The 15,534-nt window shown below is 52.3% G+C and carries 9 protein-coding genes and 1 tRNA gene; 4 read left to right on the forward strand and 6 right to left on the reverse strand.

Going from position 1 to position 15,534, the window contains the following annotated elements; all coding sequences use genetic code 11:
- Positions 1 to 9 precede the first annotated feature (9 nt).
- The gene (locus A3L09_RS00720; RefSeq protein ID WP_088857152.1) at positions 10 to 513 is read left to right on the forward strand and encodes an NUDIX domain-containing protein; all 504 of its coding nucleotides are present in this window, start codon (positions 10 to 12) and stop codon (positions 511 to 513) included.
- 4 nt (positions 514 to 517) lie between these two features.
- Entirely contained in the window at positions 518 to 874 is a 357-nt protein-coding gene (locus tag A3L09_RS00725) for an Mth938-like domain-containing protein (protein WP_088857153.1), read from the forward strand.
- 151 nt (positions 875 to 1,025) lie between these two features.
- On the opposite strand, the gene A3L09_RS00730 is transcribed toward A3L09_RS00725, so the two are convergent.
- The 6 genes from A3L09_RS00730 to A3L09_RS00755 all read right to left on the reverse strand — a co-directional run bounded on the left by A3L09_RS00730 (position 1,026) and on the right by A3L09_RS00755 (position 12,383).
- On the reverse strand, positions 1,026 to 2,414 hold the full coding sequence (locus A3L09_RS00730; RefSeq protein WP_157727170.1) for a right-handed parallel beta-helix repeat-containing protein: 1,389 nt from the start codon (positions 2,412 to 2,414) through the stop codon (positions 1,026 to 1,028).
- Between the two features lie 395 nt (positions 2,415 to 2,809).
- Positions 2,810 to 2,885: transfer RNA gene (locus A3L09_RS00735), tRNA-Gln, on the reverse strand.
- 73 nt (positions 2,886 to 2,958) lie between these two features.
- Positions 2,959 to 3,645 (reverse strand): hypothetical protein, encoded by a 687-nt coding sequence (locus A3L09_RS00740; RefSeq protein WP_088857155.1) that lies wholly within the window; start codon positions 3,643 to 3,645, stop codon positions 2,959 to 2,961.
- Between the two features lie 74 nt (positions 3,646 to 3,719).
- Complete coding sequence (locus tag A3L09_RS00745) at positions 3,720 to 9,092, reverse strand: DNA-directed DNA polymerase II large subunit (RefSeq protein WP_088857156.1); 5,373 nt, start codon at positions 9,090 to 9,092, stop codon at positions 3,720 to 3,722.
- A 1-nt stretch (position 9,093) separates the two neighbouring features.
- A complete protein-coding gene (locus A3L09_RS00750) occupies positions 9,094 to 11,139 on the reverse strand; it encodes a DNA-directed DNA polymerase II small subunit (RefSeq protein ID WP_088857157.1) in 2,046 nt (681 codons plus the stop codon).
- On the reverse strand, positions 11,139 to 12,383 hold the full coding sequence (locus A3L09_RS00755) for an ORC1-type DNA replication protein (protein WP_088857158.1): 1,245 nt from the start codon (positions 12,381 to 12,383) through the stop codon (positions 11,139 to 11,141). The genes A3L09_RS00750 and A3L09_RS00755 overlap by 1 nt, the downstream gene beginning before the upstream one ends.
- A 902-nt stretch (positions 12,384 to 13,285) precedes the next feature.
- Here A3L09_RS00755 and A3L09_RS00760 point away from each other — a divergent pair.
- Entirely contained in the window at positions 13,286 to 14,290 is a 1,005-nt protein-coding gene (locus A3L09_RS00760) for a potassium channel family protein (protein WP_088857159.1), read from the forward strand.
- A 159-nt stretch (positions 14,291 to 14,449) separates the two neighbouring features.
- Positions 14,450 to 15,505 (forward strand): DNA repair and recombination protein RadA, encoded by a 1,056-nt coding sequence (gene radA, locus A3L09_RS00765; protein ID WP_088857160.1) that lies wholly within the window; start codon positions 14,450 to 14,452, stop codon positions 15,503 to 15,505.
- Positions 15,506 to 15,534 lie beyond the last annotated feature (29 nt).

The following is a 15,534-nucleotide window of genomic DNA, read 5'->3' on the forward strand; positions in this document are numbered from 1 at the left end:
GTGGTGCTTATGGACAGGTACGTTCTCCTCGTTAAGGCTCCGAAAGGGGCCGACACATCTTCCTTCAGAGAGGAAGCGAAGGAGCTAGCTGAGAAGCACGGTTTCAAGGCTGAGCTTCACAGGTGCATAGGCCTAACGGTCGACGCCGTGATAATCCACAACAACGGCCTCGTTCTGATAAAGCGGAAGAACGAACCCTTCAAAGACCACTACGCCCTTCCGGGAGGCTTTGTTGAGTACGGGGAGACCGTTGAGGAGGCCCTCGTCCGCGAAGCTAAGGAGGAGACTGGCCTTGACGTGAGGCCCGTAAAGCTGGTTGGTGTCTACTCAAGGCCCAACAGGGATCCAAGGGGACACACGATAACTGTTGCGTTCCTCTGCATAGGCGAAGGGGAACTGAAGGCTGGCGACGATGCCAAAGACGTCTTTGTGTTTCCAGTGGAAGAGGCCCTGAAGCTTCCGCTGGCCTTTGATCACGGGGAAATCCTGAGGGATGCCCTCACACTGAGGTGAGAACGTGAAGCTGGAATATCCTGTCTTTGGAAGAATAGTGGTTGATGGCAGGGAGTACGAGCACGACATCGTGATCTACCCAAGTGGAAAGGTGGAGAGGAGAAAGAAGGAGATAAGCAAGGGAAAGCACGGGACGAGCCACAAGATTGATCCAGAGGAACTGAGGGAGTACGTTACAGAGGATTTTGACGTCCTCATCGTGGGCACTGGGATGTACGGAAGGCTCTCGCTCCTCCCAGAGAGCAAGAAACTCGTAGAAGGAAAGGAAGTCGTTGAACTGCCAACAGGTGAGGCGGTTAAGCTCTTCAACGAACTTCAAGGGAGAAAGAAGGTTCTTGGAATCTTCCACGTTACATGCTGACTAGGAAGCTCATCAAGAGCCACCCTCACCCAATTGAAAGGCTACTCCCAATCCAGGGTAGAGAGACGGGGGCTATCAAAAGGCAGGAGTCAGAACTATACCCCTTACATTCCTCTCCTGCAATCTCCCGTCAAAAAAAGAAGAGAAGGAATCATTCCTTGCGTCTTTTGAGGGCCATCCATGGGGGCAAAAGCAACAGAAACGTTCCTATGCCGCAGATGCCCTTCCCTTCAACAGTTGCTTCGGGAGATGACTCAGAGGATCCAGTGGTAGTTAATGGCGTAAGAGGAGACGTCGTGGTTGTAGTTATAGAGGGTGTTGAAGAGGTTGAAGAACCTGTAGGGGTAGTTGTAGTGGTCTCCGCTGAGCTCGTTGTTGTGCTTGATGAAGCACTGGTTGTTGAATGAAGGGCCGTCGTGGTGGTTGTAGTCGTCCCAATGGGAGATGAAGTCGCCGTGGTCGTAGTTGTCACAGTGGTGGTTGTAGCAACTGGAGGGGATGTTGTAGTGGTTTCCACCGAGCTTGTCGTGGCGGTTGTTGAGGAGGTAGTAGTGATAGACGGGGCTGATATCCTCCCACCTTCCCAGGGATACATCAGGGGATACTTATCCACCTCCCCGCCACTGGGTATGGCATAAGGCGAGTCCCCCACACCGTTCCCATCGGAGTCCTCTCCAGAGTAATCCGACCAGTAATTGCCTAGATACGAGGGGCCCAGACTTTCTCCGAGGTATTCATATGTCATTTCCTCGGGGGAGTTCCAGGTATTGTCACCTTCTGCCCCGTTTGAGGTGCCGCTCACAATGTTGTTCAGATATATAACGTTGTTCCGGGAGTCGTGGATAAGGATGCCCTCCGTGTTTTCAAGGAAGTCATTTTCAAATATCACGTTAGCGTCGGAATGTGAATCGATAATAATCGCCCGATCCGCGCCGGTAATGATGTTACCCCTAACAACGTTCCCCTTGGAGAGATGGAGGTACAGGCCGGTACCAGTACGGGTCACCAAGTTGTTCTCGATTGTGCTCGAATCCATCCCAGTGCCGAAAATTCCCGCTACAGTGTCACAGATCCTGTTATCAAATACACGCACATTGGAGGCGGAGACAATGCGGATTCCGTAGTAGTTCCCGCTCAAAATGCATGAACTTACGTTGACATCCGAGGCCAGGACATACACCCCAGCCATAGCCGAGCCCGACGCCCCGCTTATGGTGAAGCCCGAGATCATTACGTCACTGACGGTAACTTTAAAAACCGGCTTTGAAGGATCAGCCGCTTCCACAGTGGTAGCTGCGGGGTCTGCCTCAGAAACAATATGCACTTTTTTGTCAACAATCACGTTCTCGACGTAAGTTCCAGGCGAGATTACTATCTCATCCCCATCGGACGCCCCATCAACCGCTTCCTGAATGGTTGGGTAGTCTCCAGGAACGTGTATCACACTGGAATGGGTGCTTGCGAGGGGTACATGAACACAAAGGCTGATCGCAATTACTGAAAATAAGAAAACACCAAAAACCAGGCTGCGGTTCCTCATCCCGACCACCCCATGAAGCCCCAGAATGTACTTCAAAAAAGATGTAAAGCGGATTTGGAACATACAAATTTGTGAAAATCATCGGGGCTTTTGTCAACTATACTATGGTTTTTCCCTTTTAAGCTTTCCGTAAATCATGTTAAAAGACAAAGTTAAAATTTAAATAGTTCAGAGAAATCCATCCCTACTTTTTAATTTTACTTCTTTTTTCAGCTCGAAGCATATGATCCCTGGAATACCCTCAAGTCGATCACGTTTCTCTCCACCCCAAGTCGAGGGTCCCTTCTCTATCTGCTGAGCTGGAAGGACCTTATTCTGGAAAGAACGCCGAATTCGTTGAGTGAATTACTCAATAAAGCTAAAATAGTTGAGTCAAGAGGGATTGCGGGGTTTTCTGGTAGCCCCGCCGGGATTCGAACCCGGGTCGCGGGATCCAAAGTCCCGCATGCTTGGCCGCTACACCACGGGGCTGCCCATAGAAAGAGCAGAAGGGGAACTTATAAAGTTTAGCAAACCACCGACGCGCTAGGGTCACATGGCTTTGCTAGAATGCGAACTCCCCCACGGAGAACTCATCCATGATCCTCTCGAAGTCGTTCTCCGGAGCGTAGGTGAAGCCGCACTTAGGGCACTTCAAAACTCCGTTCTCCCCGTGTAAAGGAGAGAAGCAGACAGGACAGCGGTACTCTTCACGGTGAAGCTTATCATAGACCTCATCGCGCATGACGACGAGGTTGAGCTCGCTCTCCCAATCCTCGTGGAGCATGCCCCAGTAGGGGGTCTCAACGGGATAGAAATCCTCAAGAACGAGGGCGTTTATCCCTATCCCCCGTACTCCGGGCGGAAGCTTTCCAGTCGGTTCTATCGAGACGACGTACTGGTCGTAGAACTCGATGTGCTCCGCCCTAATCGTCAACCCCCTAGAAAGTCTTGAGCGGAGTGGAATGAGCTGGAGAAACAGGCTTTCCCTCTCAACGTCCCAACTTGCGCTTATTGAAACGCTCCCCTTCGTGAAGAACTGGGTTATGAAGTGCTCGTCCTTCTCCTCACCGGTAAGATGAAATCCCAGCTTACCCATGGCCCGGAAGACGAAGTTGGGCCTCGGGAGCTTCTGGTGGTTGATCAGATACTCCCCTACCCAGCCCGCCAAGGGCATCGAATAGCCCACGAATGCCTGTCTCTGGACGCGCAGGTATGCAACGCTGGGGAGGAGCTTGAACTGGTGTGACATCAATGGAAAAACGGCGTCATGATATATATGCTTAACGGGATTCGAACCGAAGGGAGAGAAAAGTCAAGGGGTATTCATGAGCCAAAGAACTCATCCAAACTTATGCCCCTCCGCTTCTTCTTTTTGGGCTTTTCGTCCCCCTTCTCCTCAACCGTCCCGGCAGTCTTGCTTGATGTCTGCCCCTTCTTAGCGGCAGCTTCAAAATTGGTCAGGGTTTTGACCTTCTTTTCGGGGCGCTTTTGTTTCGGTCCTGCCTTTCCTTTATGAGAACCAGACCTGCCCTTTTCACGGGACTTCCCGTTCTTCCCATTGAACTCGTCGAGGTAGCCATTCCTCCCGTTGGACTTTCCTGTTCTCTCCTTGATCATCCTCTCGCAAACGTCCGCCGAGAAGCCCATCAGCGTTCTCTGCCTCTCGGGGAAGACGTTCTCGAAGAGGGTCTTTATGTCCTTCTCGGTCATGCAGATCCTCTGTCTCGTGTAGTCCAGAACGTTGTACTTCGTTACGAGCATCTTAGCGGTGGGAAGGTACTTCTCTATGGCCCCTTTGCTGACTGTTAAGACTATCTTTCCGCCGCATTTGGGGCACTTGCCCGTGAGCGGTGGCCTGCGGTACTTCGTGTTGCACTTGACGCAACGGAACTCCTGCCTCGTGAAGCTCCTCAGGTTGCCCCTCAGGTCTGGGATTATGTGGGAGTTGAGGATGGTCTCGGCAACGTGGTGCTCGTCAACTGCCCTTATCCTCTCGGCCAGGGCGAGCTGTCTGGCGACCTTCTCCTCCATGTCACCGAGCTGTTTGTACAGGCTCATCTTCGGACCGAGGCCGATGTCGTCCGTGTCGTGGGTGAACTTTATCCCCTCGTACATCTCCGGTTTGCCGAGCCTGTTCTCGACGCGCTCTATGAACTTGATCTCCTTCGGTGATTTGAGCTCGTAAGTTGCTTTATAAAACTCAAGAGGATAATAACGGACGACGTCCATGTTGTGGACCTCACTGTCAACTTCTCTCGGGTCCAAGCGGGTTGTAACAACGAGAGGAGCGTCCATCTTTCCGCCGCGCTTTTCTGGAAGGTAGTACTTGCTGAAGTTGAGGAGGGCATCTAGGAGGAGCATAACGGCGTCTTCGTCGCCGTCGCATTGATGTGTTACAATATTTTCATTTATTAGAACATTATGATACTTTTTAGCATTTAAAGAGAACACAAAGTCCTCTTTTGGAGTGATGTATTCAACACGCCTGACTTTCACCAGCCAGCCGTTTTCTACTGAGTACCTGTCGCGGGCTGGAGATTTCTCTGAGTGGAGTGAATATACCGAGTTCTTGCGCTTGCTAACAAAGCCAATATCCCTAAAGAACCTGTGATAGTGCTTACCTGCAATGTTAAGAGCATAGACTTTTGAAACCGGAGCTTTAGTTCCGCGTTCAAGGTGGTATAATCTTCCACGAGCGTTGCCTCTATTGGCGTTACTGTCAAGAGTATAATAACCGCGAATGCCAAACTTGGAAAGCAACAGAGTTTCAATGTCCTCCAGGAGGGCCTTGTTAACGCTATACGCCACTACGCGAGGCACAGATTTAAGGGCACTTCCGTCTCCTTCAAAGTACGCCTTTAGCAATTCTGCTACGGCTTCACGGGGCAGAGTGAAAACCAGAGAGGGAACACGCTTGCTGTACGCGTTCTTTCCAGCTTTAAGGACTTCCGTAAACAGAAGGTAGAGAACACGTGAGCCTACTGTAACCTTCTCGCCCCTCTCGTAGATACCAAAGCCATCTCCAAAAGCCTCTCTAATTGCTCTCTTGAGGTCTTCCCTGACCTCATTATCTGCTATCGAGAAGCTCAGCTGATATACGCTTTTACTCTCCCTAGCGTAGCCTTCAGCAAGATAGTACCCAACGACACGAAGGAGAGGCTTAATGGGCACGAAACGCTTGATCCGGACTTTATCGCGCTTGAATCCAAGCCAGCAGGAAGGTACTTCCTCAATGGATATTCCCTTCTCCCTGAGAACCCTGAGGAGTACACTCAAAGGTATGGAATCTCTGCGCAGGTAGTCCTCTTTTACGTCAGCCCTAACCGAATGAAGCCAGCTGGCTATTCCACGAACCATTATCCGGTCGTGTAAGTGAGCAAACTCCTCCTTAGAGAATTCCTTTAGAAGGTCAAGATACTCCAAGCTTATTTCGGGAAGCTTCAGATTAGGCACGAGAATCTTATCTCCTTCCCTGACTTCAAAGGCCCTTTTCTCAACGAATTTGCCGTTTTCGTAGACGAGCACCGGATGGTCAACCGTCGTCTCAAAGCTTCTGCCGAGCTCAAGCTCAAACCTTATCATATGATCGGTTGATGGGGCCTTTATAACGTCCTCTACATCAGTAAGAACGACCTTTCCGCTCTCAGGGTCAAAGGAATAAACCTTAACGTCCACTTTCGGCTTCTTCCTCACGTAGGCCATGTTCTCATACCGCTCGTCTTCAAATAGGTCGTAGAGTTCTCTAAGGGTTATCCTCTGAGGAAGGCCGTTGATCTGGACTAATATCCGCGTATCACCTGGGAAGCAGTTCCTCCTCTTCGCCGCATGATAATACGGATGGGCATAGCCCACGAGAACGTCGGAAAAGCCTATTATCCTTCCGATGATTCCAGCGGAGGTGTGGGGGGCCAAGCCGATAACGAGATGGCCAACCAAATCCTCCATCTTCTCGGCGTTGTAGAAGCGCGGGAGGCCATAGAACTTCTCGAGGAGATCATCGATGAAGTTGGCAACCTTGAGGAGGTACCTGCCGGCTTCGTAGGGCAGGATAACGTCCTGAACCTTGAGCTCGAGTATCTGGTCGTCCCGCTCAAGGGGCTTGCCCTCGAAGTCGTGGGTGTAGCCGAGCTCCCTCAGCTTCTCAACGCTCGTACCAATCTCCTTTGGCTTGAAGTGAGTTATCGGGGCGTCGGTTGCATCGAAACGGATGGTTCCATCTTTAAAGACGTAGACGTCGTTTTTAACGCGGAGGAGGCCCTTCTCAAGCGGCTCGGCCATCTTGTAGCCGGACGTCATTCCCTGTACTCCCTTCAGCCTGTCAATGCCGTAGACTTTGACGTTCTCCATCGCCGCCCTCAGAAGCTCCGAGGGCTTTATCGTTCTCCTCGCGTAGGGGGACAGCTCGGAGCCGCACTTTGGACAGCGGAAATCGAAGTTCTCAGCCTCGCCCTCCGTGTAGTCAACGTTGCATTTGTGGCAGTGCCACAGGAGCTCTTTCCGAGTGCCGCAGCGGGGGCAGATGTGCTCCGGCCCAACGTGACCGCAGTTAGGACACTTAAAGAACGCGATCTCCACGCTGGTTACCTTCCCCTCCTCGGCGGCCTTCTTGATGTCCCTGCTCGAACCGCCGGCAAGGCCTATCGGGAAGAGAACCTGAACGGGGGGCTTCATCTTCCTCTCCTTGGCCTTCTCCGGCCTCCCCATTCTAGCTCCTATCCAGCTTATTCCCCTGTCGCGGAGCTTTATCCTGCTGTTCTCGTTGATGATGTCTATAACCGTGTAGAACGGCTTCGCCCTGAACTCCCACTCCAGGTTGCCGAGGGGAACGAGGAGGGCGGCGCTCCAGGGATAGTCAACCACTATAACCTTTCTCCGATCCTCGGTCCTCTCAATCCTGTGGGGAAGGCCGAGGAGTTCAAGGTAGCGTTTAATCGTCTTGTCGTTCTCAAGGACTACCTTCCTGGCAAAGCGGTTCTTCCTGGACTCGTCCCACTCTATCTGAGCATTTACAAGGGCCTTCTGGAGCTCCTCAACTTCCTCGGGCTTGAGGGTGTTCCAGTAGAGGGTGTAATAGGGGTGGAAGGGAATATCTAGGACTTTCGAGAGGTGAATCGCGGTCTCAACGTCGGGTTTAACGCGCAGGGGATCCCTAAGGAGATCCCACAGGAAATCGGGGTCAACCTCAAGATATTCAGCCGCTTCCTCAACGGCATCCCTATCGTTCTCGGCGAAGGGCTGGAGTTCGACCTCGTAGAGATCCCCAACTGCATGAACGAGTTCCTGAATCCACCATTCCTCGGCGTAGTTAGCCGGTAGGAGGGTCTGGTTGTTCTCAACGAAGTCTCCGAAGTTGACCAGTGCGTCGCCGACGTAGAGGATCTCCTCCAGTTCATTCCGCACATTCAGGGCAGTCTCGTAGTCATCTACCCTTATCACGCTCCCGTTCTTGAGCCTGACTATGGGGCCCTCAATTGTAGTTGCAGGCGTCACGATGCAGCCCTTACCTGGCCTCTCGGTCTTCATCTGAGTCCCTATGGCTATGAACTCGTCGAGAATGAGCATGGTGGCGGGATTAACGCTCCAGGTGGCAAAGCCTGAAACGCGGGAGCGGCCGTAGCGGAGACGGAAGCCGCCGTTCGTCGAAGGTTCAGCGAAGAGCGGCCTTCCTCCGATTATCTCCTTTGTGTACTTCTTGTTGGGGGCGATGTTGGCCCTGAACTTCTCATAGAGTTCGTAGTAGAAGCCCTTCTCGACTTTCTCTTTCTCCTCAGCGGCACTTTCCGTCCCGGCCTCTTCCGCTTTAGATTCTTCCTTTTTATCCCCACTTCCCTTACCCTTCTCCTTTGCCTCAACAAACTCCTTTATCCAGTCCCAGCCCTCAATACCCATCTTGTCGATGTACTTGATGAGCTTCTTTGCTTTCTGGAGAACGCCCTCTGCAAGAACGAGGATGGCACCGCCACGGAGGTGGTTGGTCTCAACACCGGGGATATTCCTGTGGGAGACCTCAACTTTGTCAGTCTCCTCACCGGTTATCTCAATGGGGATGTTCCTCATGGCGAGCCTTACCTCGTCCGCCTCAGGATGGTACTGCAACCTAGTAACCGCGCGGTGGTAGAGATCAACCTCCTCAACCATGCGCTCTATGTGCTTCTCACTCGGTTTGAAGCGGTCAAGGCCAAGTTTTTTCCTAACGTAGTCGCCAACGAGAACGCTGAGGGCCTGCGCGGTTCCACCGGAGCTCCTGATGGGACCTGCGTAGTAGAGAGCCAGATACTCACTCCCATCAGCCCACTCATTGCGCTTGATTTTAACGTCGGCAATACCTTCAAGGGGAGCAGAAACTATGCCCTCCGTAAGGATCGCAAGGGCGGTTCTGACGGACTGCTCAGCGTACTTCTCCTTGCTACCCAAATCGCCGAACCTGCCATCTATTATCTCATCAACGATCTTAAGGGCCGCAAGCTCCTTTCCGTACTCCTTGACGAGCACCCGTATTCTCTCCGCGACCCCGGGCGGCCCAACGAGACTCTCAACACGGCCCGCCATGTCAGTTGCCTGCGGAACTTCCACATCGAGGCTCGGATCCTTGCCCTGGGCCCTCGCTTTCCTCGCTATCTCATAGGCCCGGTCTATCTCGCGCTGGAGTGATTCGAAGTAGGCCTTCATTTCAGGGGAATAAAGTTCCTCGGACATCTCAAACCCCCTCGCAGAACTGGTCAAACCTCACCACCGCACGGAGGCGGGCGGTCTCAACGTCGATTATCGGAACGACGGCAGGTGTGGGCTGTATGTTAACCATCTTCTGGAACTCGGTCTGGGCCTGCCAGGTGCCGGTATTTATCAAAAACACCCCGTTGTAGACTTTATGCTGGAGAACGTGAACGTGACCCGCCTGAAAGAGGTCCGGAACGTTCTCAATAACCAGGAGGTCCTCGGGATCTGGGGCAATCGGAACCTTTTCGCCGAAGGTCGGCGCCAGGTGGCGGAGCTTCAAAAGATTGATCATGGCTTCAGCAGGGCGGTGGTGGCTCCTGTTTGGGATCTCAGTGACGACGTCCTCTATTCCCCTCCCATGAGCGATGAGGAAGTCCCTGCCATGGAGCCTTATCACGGCAGGATTGCTTATTATCGTCGTGTTCTTGAGTTTGAATAGGGGCCTCGCGTACTCCTCATAGAAACCGGGCTGTGGAAGGGCCGTTCTAGCCGCATCGTGGTTGCCCGGACCTATGAATGTGTGAATATGCTTGGGAACGTTGCGGAGAAGGTTGTAGAGGGCCTCGTACTGATCAAATATATCGGGTATCTTAAGCTCATCGTACTGGCCGGGGTAGATTCCAACCCCATCCACCACATCGCCGGCTATTATGAGGTACTTAACCCTGCTCACGAGCTCCGCATGAACCTCGTTCTCAACGTCCCCGTTGAGCCACTCAAGGAACTTCACAAAAGCCTCTTCACAGAACTTGTTGCTGCCAACGTGGATGTCGCTCAGCAGGATGGCGTACACCTTCTCTTTCAGCGGGGGCTTTCTGCGGCGGAATCTTGGAACGTCGGGGATGTACAGCCTGTCCGCGAAGATTATGCCCCTACCGGAGTACCTCCCAGTGACCGCTATGACGGAATCGTGCATTATCTCCATCACGAGCTTCGCGTCCTCTCGCTCGCGGTTTATGAAGACCTTTATTCTTCCCGTGGAATCCTCAAGCTCCAAGACAAAGCCCTTGGCGGTTTCCTTTTTCTCGTTGACCATTCCAACGATGGTGACGTCTGTGTTCGGCTGGACGTAACTCAGCTTTCCTATGTCTATAATGCCCCCTATCTCGGGGTTCTCGCGGAAGATGTTCCTCATCCTCCTGAGCCTGGAGCGGAAGTGAGCGCGGTAAGCCTCGACCAGAAACTCCCCCTCTTTCCCCGCGGCATTCTTGGCCTTTGGCGGCGAGAACTTGAAGTTCTTTACGTCAAAGACAACCTCCGCATCCTCAGGGATCTCAACGGCCCGGTAGTGAAAGCCCTCCTTCGGGGAAACGACAACATCCTCGTAAACCGAATAGCTCTTCTTTTCCTCTGGAATCTCCTCTTCAACGTACGCTATAGGCACTCCATAGTCCCCATAAACCACCTTCGGTTTGATACCGTTCCCGTTTTCTTCAGCGGAGCCGTTGCCGTTGGGCTCGTATTCGGTCTCCCCCCCAATTTCCACCGGAAATACGTCCTCTTCGCGGATCCCTTCAACGAGGGTTTCCCCATCCCCACCAGCTTCCTCGACTACAGAAGGGCCAGAAGTTCCAGTGGAAATCAAGCTCTCCCCCTCAGAAGAAAGGCCAGCTACTCCCCCTTTTGAGCCAGAAAACTGTTGAGAAATCCCCTGCTCCACGGCATTTCCAGTGGAAACAAAACTTTCCGACTCCGGAGATGGTTCATCCAGGGAAGAACTCCCTGAAGATTTTGAAGGCTCAGCAGGCTCGTGTTCCTGTGGAGAAACACCCTGGTTGTCTTCTTGTTCTTCGGCGACATCTGGGGGAGTCTCCCCCAAGGAAGGGGCCTCGTTTCCAGTGGAAACCAGACCCTTGGATGCGAGGAACTCCTCCGCAATGGCAGAGGTCACAACGAAGGATCCTCTGGCTTTGACGAATTTTATGAGTTCCGCGAGCGTGAAGTCCTTCCGGTAGTGGGGTTCAAGGAGGTAGTACGCGGGGGGTGTTATGAGGTAGTTGTTCTTGATTAGATCCTCCACCAGCATCAGATCAGCCTCCTCTGGCGGGAGAGGTTAACGGTGAGGAGCGGTCTGAGCTGGTCATCCTGGCTGAATATCTTCTTAACCTTGTGGGGAGTCACGTTGAGCCTTATCTCTTTAGTCCTTCCATAGCGGCCTTTACTGACCACCTTGGCGTTGATTATGCCGAGCATGTCGAGCTCGTTTATGAGATCGCTAACCCTGCGCTGGGTTAAGGGGTCAAGGTCTATGTAGTCGCACAGGGATTTGTAGACCGAGTAAACGTCGCCGGTGTTTGCAGGAAGCTCCCCGTTCTCATCAAGTAGGACGATAGAATGTAGGAGAACCTTGGAATGCAGGGGAAGTGTCTTTATCACTTCTTCCATGGTATCCTGCTCAATCTTTTCCTGAGCCAGCCATACATGCCGCTCCGTGACTTTGCTGGCACCTTCGCGCTCGGCTATCTCTCCCGCCACACGGAGGAGATCCAGGGCGCGTCTGGCATCGCCATGCTCCCTCGCGGCTAGAGCGGCACAGAGGGGGACAACTGCATCGTCGAGGACGCCCTCGTTGAAGGCATCCTCGGCACGCTGCATTAGGATATCCTTGAGCTGAGTGGCATCGTAAGGCGGGAATACGACCTCTTCCTCACTCAGACTGGACAGAACGCGCGCGTCCAGGTACTCCTTGAACTTCAGATCGTTTGAGATACCGATTATGCTGACCTTGGCCTTTCCGAGTTCCGTGTTTATTCTTGTCAGGGAATACAGTATATCATCACCGCTCTTCTTCACGAGCTTGTCTATCTCGTCGAGGACTATTATGACGAAGCGCTCCCTGGCGTCGATGACCTCCCGCAGGCGAGCGTACACCTCATCTGTCGGCCAGCCTACGAGAGGCACCTCGATCCCGCTCTCCTCCTTGAAGTAGTTGACGATGTTAGCAAGAACGCGGTACTGGGTGTCAACTATCTCACAGTTTATGTAGATAACTTCCACTGGAACCCGGTACTTTTCGGATATCCTCTTCAGCTCCTCGGTAACGAACTTTATGGTGACGGTCTTACCTGTTCCGGTCTTTCCATACACAAAGACGTTGGAAGGTGTCTCGCCCCTGAGAACAGGGACAAGTATGTGGGCAAGCTCTTCAATCTGTTCCCTCCTGTGGGGAAGCTCTTTAGGGGTATAGCTGTGTCTGAGAACCTCTTTATTTTTGAAGATCTTCTTTGCGTGAAGGTACCTCTCGAATATTGAACCCAGGTAGTCGTTCATAGCCACCACCGATTTGAGTTCCAGTGGAAATGAAACTCCCCCATGCACATGCAGGCACACATACATGCCGAATAGTGAAAGATCATCACGATCCCATGCAGTTCGGCGAGAGTTATGTTACATATATCCCAGCGGTTGATACGTAGAGGACGGGTATTTCCACTTGAAGCACCGGTCACAGTGGAAAGCAAACCATGATTGCAGTGAAGGGTTTATATCGTTTGTTGGACAGGAAGTTGTCCAAAGGGGCCCTTTGTTTCCAGTGGATAGACAGGGTTCCAGAGGAAACGGCGAGAAGGCAAAGAACATTAATGTTCATTAGACTTTACGTTCGTAAAAGATGAAGACGGGGGAGATTCCGTTTCCACTGAAAGAAGAATGAACATCTATGGACATGAAAATCCGTACTGTAAGGTACAGATAAGCACATTTGAGGTAAACAAAACAACTTAAAATTTCTGAAATGTTATACAAAATCTGCCCCCCTGGGGGTTTTGTTTCCACTGGAAGCGAGCTATGGAAACACCTTAGTTGCATATTGAACTTTGGTGAAAACACTCCCACTTTTTCATCGTTTTTCTTTTTTTATTTCTTTCTATGAACAATGATCAATATTTGGGATAAAATAGGGCCTATAAATGAACATATGATAGAATAAATCAAAATTTTGTGAACGTCTCTAAAGTTTACATTTGAAAATCCCATTATAATTATCGGATTTGCATAGTCCAGCCTGCCTACCCCGTCCTTTTCCCTATCCTGGTTCCAGTGGAAATGAAACTCTGGGGGGTCTTTTAGATGGTCATCGAAATGGAGTTTTGTTTCCACTGGAAGTATCGGTTCTCTGGGGTACTGATGAGTTCCTCAGTGAGGTTTTTAAGTCATGTTGGGCAGTATCGATCATGCTTCCAGTGATGGTGGTCAGGAAACTCCTCCGAATGAGGGCCAAGATAAGCAGGAACCGGGTTCTTCAGATAGCCAGTGCCGTTGTTATCCTCGCTCTCCTGTTTGCCGTGTTGTTCATGTACTCCGAGGGGGTGGACTTCTACACTGCCCTATACTGGGCGGTCATAACGATGGCTACCATCGGCTACGGAGACGTAACCCCAGCGACGCCGTTGGGGCGAGCCGTGGCCATGGTTGCCGCAGTGGCGGGAATCTCAACGTTTACTGCCCTCGTTTCGGTGCTGGCAGAGTTTTTTATTTCATCTTCGCTGAGGAGGATGATGGGTATGCACAGGGTTAGGTATTCTGGCCATTACATCATAATCGGGCAGGGTAGCACAGTACCCAGCTGTGTTGGGGAGCTCCTCTCAGCCATCTCGAGAGGGGAAGCTGATACAAAGCCCATAGTCGTTGTTTTTCCCGACGAGGCCGAGCGAAAAAAGGTCCAGCTTCCAGAGGAAATCGAGGTCTTGGTAGGCGATCCGACGAGCGAGGAGACATTGAAGCGGGCGAGAGTTGAAACTGCTTCCCATGTCATTCTGGCGCTTGAAGACGATTCCAAGGCGGTGTTCACGACTCTCATGGTTAAGCGGCTCTCCAAGGCCAAGGTTCTTGTGGAGGCTCTGCGGGAAGAGAGCGTTGATCTTCTGAAACAGGCGGGCGCCGATAGGGTCATACTTAGCAGGAGTTTCGCCGGGAGGCTCCTTGCGAGCTCCGTATTTGAGCCGGAGGCGGTGGACGTTGTGGATGATGTCACCACTTCCCTGGGCAGATACGACATTTCAGTAATCCTCCGGGAGGATCTGTGGGGGAAGTCTTATCTGGAGGCCTTGCGCGAGCTCAGAAAAAGCGGGTACTCTTTGATTGGGTACTACCTGAATGGTCCCGTTCTGAACCCTGGTCTCGATGAGCCGATTCCCCACGGTGCTAAGCTGATCGTGATAAAGCCCTCTGCCTCTTGACGTGTTCATGTCCGTTGTGCTTTCCGTTTTCGTTTTTCGACTCTGTTTGGGGCTTTTTATCGGTCTTGATTCAATCTGCTGTCTTCTTTCGAACCCTGAGAAAAGTATATAACCCTCCAGATTTACCCCCTCCAAGGGTATGCATCAGTGGTGATGGTTATGGCCAGGAAGAAGAAGGATGAAATTAAAGAGCTCGAGGAGTTTGAGGAGCTCGAGGTCGTTGAGAGCGAACCCGTGACTGCACGCTCATCAAAGGAAAAAACTGCAAAAAACCTTGAAGATCTTCCCGGTGTCGGTCCAGCAACGGCCGAAAAGCTTCGCGAGGCTGGTTATGATACAATAGAGGCAATAGCCGTTGCGTCGCCCCTTGAGCTCAAGGAGATAGCGGGAATAAGCGAGGGAGCCGCCCTCAAGATAATCCAGGCTGCCAGGGAAGCGGCTAACATAGGAACCTTCATGCGCGCCGATGAGTACATGAAGAAGAGGACGGCTATAGGAAAGATCTCCACTGGAAGCAAGAGCCTCGACAAGCTTCTCGGTGGAGGAATCGAGACGCAGGCTATCACGGAAGTATTCGGAGAGTTCGGATCTGGTAAGACTCAACTCGCCCACACCTTGGCTGTAATGGTCCAGAAGCCCCCCGAAGAGGGTGGCCTCGGCGGTTCCGTCATCTGGATCGACACGGAGAACACGTTCAGGCCGGAAAGGATTAAGCAGATCGCCGAGAACCGCGGCCTCGATCCAGAGGAGGTTCTCAAGAACATCTACGTTGCGAGGGCCTTCAACAGCAACCATCAGATGCTCCTCGTTGAGAGGGCAGAGGAGATAATCAAGGAGAGGGCCGAGAGCGACAGGCCGGTTAAGCTCCTCATCGTTGACTCCCTCATGGCCCACTTCAGGAGTGAGTACGTGGGAAGGGGCACCTTAGCTGAGAGGCAGCAGAAGCTCGCGAAGCACCTCGCCGACCTCCATAGATTGGCTGACCTCTACGACATAGCGGTCTTCGTTACCAACCAGGTTCAGGCGAAGCCCGATGCATTCTTTGGCGACCCAACGAGGCCCGTCGGTGGCCACATCCTAGCACACAGCGCCACGCTTAGGATATACCTCAGAAAGGGCAAGGCCGGGAAGAGGGTGGCCAGGCTGATAGACAGCCCGCATCTGCCTGAAGGTGAGGCCGTCTTCAGGATAACCGAGAAGGGGGCGGAGGATTAACCTTTTTAATCCCCCCTCCAACTTTTCTC

It is taken from the genome of Thermococcus profundus (assembly GCF_002214585.1).
In the GTDB taxonomy this organism is placed as follows: Archaea; Methanobacteriota_B; Thermococci; order Thermococcales; family Thermococcaceae; genus Thermococcus; species Thermococcus profundus.